This is a genomic window from Rubritalea tangerina (assembly GCF_042683245.1).
GTDB classification, from domain to species: Bacteria; Verrucomicrobiota; Verrucomicrobiia; order Verrucomicrobiales; family Akkermansiaceae; genus Rubritalea; species Rubritalea tangerina.
Genome location: NZ_JBHUJB010000039.1, coordinates 1 through 4,063, shown reverse-complemented (window position 1 = coordinate 4,063; position 4,063 = coordinate 1). Strand labels below are relative to the sequence as shown.

Annotated in this window: 5 protein-coding genes; all 5 read left to right on the top strand. The window is 43.6% G+C overall.

Annotation, left to right across the window (positions count from 1 at the left end; translation table 11 throughout):
• The first annotated feature begins 586 nt into the window (after window positions 1-586).
• The 5 genes from ACFSW8_RS09845 (at window position 587) to ACFSW8_RS09825 (ending at window position 4,049) form a co-directional block, all read left to right on the top strand.
• The gene (locus tag ACFSW8_RS09845; protein WP_377090678.1) at window positions 587-1,045 is read left to right on the top strand and encodes a DUF6714 family protein; all 459 of its coding nucleotides are present in this window, start codon (window positions 587-589) and stop codon (window positions 1,043-1,045) included.
• Between the two features lie 650 nt (window positions 1,046-1,695).
• Window positions 1,696-2,175 (top strand): hypothetical protein, encoded by a 480-nt coding sequence (locus tag ACFSW8_RS09840; RefSeq protein ID WP_377178113.1) that lies wholly within the window; start codon window positions 1,696-1,698, stop codon window positions 2,173-2,175.
• 97 nt (window positions 2,176-2,272) lie between these two features.
• A complete protein-coding gene (locus ACFSW8_RS09835) occupies window positions 2,273-2,599 on the top strand; it encodes a hypothetical protein (RefSeq protein WP_377178111.1) in 327 nt (108 codons plus the stop codon).
• A gap of 128 nt (window positions 2,600-2,727) precedes the next feature.
• Entirely contained in the window at window positions 2,728-3,096 is a 369-nt protein-coding gene (locus tag ACFSW8_RS09830) for a hypothetical protein (protein ID WP_377178109.1), read from the top strand.
• Between the two features lie 653 nt (window positions 3,097-3,749).
• A complete protein-coding gene (locus ACFSW8_RS09825; RefSeq protein ID WP_377178107.1) occupies window positions 3,750-4,049 on the top strand; it encodes a hypothetical protein in 300 nt (99 codons plus the stop codon).
• Window positions 4,050-4,063: the final 14 nt, after the last annotated feature.

The window sequence follows — 4,063 nt, the reverse complement described above, 5'->3', positions numbered from 1 at the left end:
TCCACAATCCGTAAACAATAAATCACAGTACATTCCCCCATCAGCGGTGCGGTGTGCTTTACGTTCTATCAGATATATCCTCAGCTTGCGTGCTCAACTATCTATTTCAGTGCAGGCGAGACAGCAGAGAAGTTTGATCGTTTTCCGAAATTTAAGAACTTTCTGACATTGTCCATAGGCTGCGCATTCGGGACTCTGGAGTTACATCATCGTGAACTTAACGAACATTCTTCATAGCTCGCATAGCTGGGTATGGCTTCCAGAGCTCTCAGCCTTCCATGCGATGAGCCAAATCAGTTTTTAGGTTTCCTGTGTTTCTAGAGATCCTTGGCATCGCGCCCTAAATGTAAATGACCTGTGATAGAACGACCTTGCTACACAGTTGCATGAATATAAGATCCTTTCCGGAAGATAATCTTCCATCCAGTTGGAAACCATCGAGTACACAAGCTTGATAGAACAAGACGCTGCACCCAACCGCTGACCGCGGTTGAGCTTCGCTCACCATTTCCAACCCTCAATCCGTAAACAATAAATCAAAGTGCATTCCCCTGTCAGCGGTGCGGTGTGCTTTACGTTCTGCTAAATGAATACGCTCATTGATAATATAAAGAGTGCTTTTAAAAACACTCCTTATCCTGGATCCGAATATTCAGATATTTCGGCAACTAGATACGATGACGAAGGAGTTCATCAGTACTTTAAAAACTCAGATCAGTTTGAGCACTCAGTTGAAGACTTACGCTATCACTCTTGCGCTTTGTCATTTTTCACAGATGCGGCATTTAGATATTGGCTGCCAGCTTTCATGCTAGCTGAGCTACGTGACCCAGAAGAGGCTGACATTATTGCAGATACTATAGCTTTTTCACTATATACTTCTGGTGCACACCAGCGAATTAGCAGCTTTTCAGATTCAGAGCTAATAGCCGTCAAAGAATTCTTGTTTGAGTGCACCAGACGTTACGATGATGAGATCAGTTCAGAACCTTTTATGAAGGCTTTAAGCAAGATTCAGCAGTTTGAGACGCACACCAAAAATTGACTTTGCAGAACAAGACGCTGCACCCAACCGCTGACCGCGGTTGAGCTCCGCTCACCATTTCCAACCCTCTATCCGTAAACAATAAATCAGAGTACATTCCCGTCAGCGGTGCGGTGTGCTTTACGTTCTACTGGAGATATCCTGTTGCAGAGTGCTCAACTAGATTACTCAGTGCAGACGAGACAGCTTAGAAAACCATTTCCTAGCTCTCAGTATTTCACAGTTGCGATGCATTCACATTGGCTGTGTATTCGGGACTCTGGTATTTCGCCATCGTGAACTTAACGAACATCATACGCAGTTCCAAAAGCTGGGTAAGACTTTCAGATCTTTCGGCCTTCGATGCGATGAGCCATATCAGCTTTTAGGTTCCCTACGTTTCTAGACATCCTCGACGGCGGTACCTAAATCTAAATGACCTGTCATAGAACATCCTTGCTACACAGCATTAGAAAATTAAGATTTATTCCGACTGATAACCTTCCATCCAGTTGGAAACCATCGGTTACACCACGTTCGTAGAACAAGACGCTGCACCCAACCGCTGACCGCGGTTGAGCTTCGCTCCCCTCTTCCAACCCTCAATCCGTAAACAATAAATCACAGTACATCCCCGTCAGCGGTGTGGTGTGCTTTACGTTCTGCTATATATGAAGCCACTAACTATCTGTATTTCAGTTCTGACATCTATTCTGTTTAGTGCGTGTTCACATTCAGTCGACTCAGGAGTTCCTGTAGATAAAGCCGAGTTCGATGTATCTACCACTCTAGAACATGATCCCAAAGTAGTCGAATGGTGGGATAACAGCATTTCAAATATATCCTTAAACATCAAAGGTGAAGATATCCAATTTCCTGATTCTTTTATCCAAGATATTAAGGGAATACATCACGATAACTATACACTTACAGAATATGAAGATCACTATACTCTATCATTTGCAGGTGGCGACGGTGGAGAAACCTTTGGTGTACACTACACTATCAGAGGCGGGATAGTAGAATCAGGCTACAAAGGTTGGTCTGTACCTACTTGGACTCCAGGAAAGAACATGCCTACATACGAGCATAAAAGCGAAAAACTGCCCTTGCAGAACAAGACGCTGCACCCAACCGCTGACCGCGGTTGAGCTCCGCTCACCATTTCCAATCCACTATCCGTAAACAATAATTCACAGTACATCCCCTGTCAGCGGTGCGGTGTGCTTTACGTTAGCCTTAATAATTATGCCTGAAAACCTACCTCCACATTTAAAAATTTCCAGTACTGTCACTGATGAAGAATACAACCGAGCAAAGCGACAATCCATTATTGTGTGGTCTGTTGCCCTAGGGTTTGGGTCTCTGACAGGTTTGATAGCTTTTTATACACTTGGTGGAATAAGAAGTCTTATAATAGCAGGTGTGGTAGGCACACTTTTAGAGAGAGTTATGAATTCCATTTTGAAAGACGCTCATAAGACTAGAACGCTGAGACTTAAGCGCTATCCCGAGTTAAAGAAATTCAGAGAAGTTGTTGAACAGAATAATACGAGTAATAACCAAATTGGCTAACAAGACGCTGCACCCAACCGCTGACCGCGGTTGAGCTCCGCTCCCCTCTTCCAATCCTCTATCCGTAAACAATAAATCTCAGTACATCCCCCGTCAGCGGTGTGGTGTGCTTTACGTTATCCTAAAAAATGAAGTCGTTCATATTCTTTTCTCTTTGTTCGATCGCTCTATCCTTATCAGCTTCAGCTTTTGATCCAGATGGACCACCCCCAAAGAAAACTCTAGCGTGGACTACCTCAAATCTGGCAAACGTAACTATTCCAAACATCGATTTTGATGAAGCTCCAGTAACATTCATAGCTGAGTATCTTTCCAAGCGTGGTATGACTAAAGACCATACAGTATCTATAGAACTTAAGAATCTAGGAGAGACAGCAAATAAGCCTATTACAATGAAAGCTCGCAACATTCGATTACTGGAAGTTCTTGGATTAGTAGCTGAGGAAATCGGAGCTCAATTGGTGATTAGTCCAGGTAAAGTAACTCTAATAAAATAAATTTGAATAACAAGACGCTGCACCCAACCGCTGACCGCGGTTGAGCTCCGCTCACCATTTCCAACCCTCAATCCGTAAACAATAAATCACAGTACATTCCCCCGTCAGCGGTGTGGTGTGCTTTACGTTCTACTAGAGACATCCCGTTGCAGTGTGCTCAACTAGCTATTTCGGTACAGACGAGACAGCAGAGAAGTTGAAACATTATTCAAGATTGAGGAACTCTCCATCATTGCACAGAAGCTGTGTAGTCGGGACTTTGTAGTTTTACCATCATGAACTTATCGAACATTCTTCATTGTTCCAAAAGCTGGGTAAGACTTATAGAACTCTCGGCCTTCCATGCGATGAGCCAAATAAGTTTTTTAGGTTTCCTACGCTTCGTGAGATCCTCGGCGTCGATGCCTAAATCTAAATGACCTGTCATAGAACATCCTTGCTACGCAGCTTTAGAAAATTAAGATCCACGTCGATGGTATAACCTTCCATCCAATTAGAAACCACCGAATACACTACGTTCGTAGAACAAGACGCTGCACCCAACCGCTGACCGCGGTTGAGCTCCGCTCACAATTTCCAACCCTCTACCCGTAAACAATAAATCAAAGTGCATTCCCCTGTCAGCGGTGCGGTGTGCTTTACGTTCTACAAAAATGAAGATGACCTTCGAGAAATGGCAGCGGCTCTCCGTAAAAGAAATGAACAGTAGATGTCAGGACCTCAACCCATATGAAGAATGGAGCGTTTTCAAAGCGATTGAATTGGAATTTTGGAGTCGATTCAAAGAACAAAAAGGAATCAAAAAAGTACATTGTGGGCTTGGTTCTGGAATGGGGCCATTCAACAGCATCGTAGTCACCATTGAAAAAGGAGAGAAAAGAACTCAACTACCAAAGAAGTTCATGAGCTTCCCCAAAATCCTAGGCAGGGGGTGTCCTAATTCATTAATATGAACCAAGGACAAACC

Excerpts from the sequence above, each read along its gene's own strand:
- ACFSW8_RS09835 (WP_377178111.1), top strand. The coding sequence starts at position 2,273 with ATGCCTGAAAACCTACCTCCACATTTAAAAATTTCCAGTACTGTCACT.
- ACFSW8_RS09845 (WP_377090678.1), top strand. The coding sequence starts at position 587 with ATGAATACGCTCATTGATAATATAAAGAGTGCTTTTAAAAACACTCCT.
- ACFSW8_RS09830 (WP_377178109.1), top strand. The coding sequence starts at position 2,728 with ATGAAGTCGTTCATATTCTTTTCTCTTTGTTCGATCGCTCTATCCTTA.
- ACFSW8_RS09825 (WP_377178107.1), top strand. The coding sequence starts at position 3,750 with ATGAAGATGACCTTCGAGAAATGGCAGCGGCTCTCCGTAAAAGAAATG.
- ACFSW8_RS09840 (WP_377178113.1), top strand. The coding sequence starts at position 1,696 with ATGAAGCCACTAACTATCTGTATTTCAGTTCTGACATCTATTCTGTTT.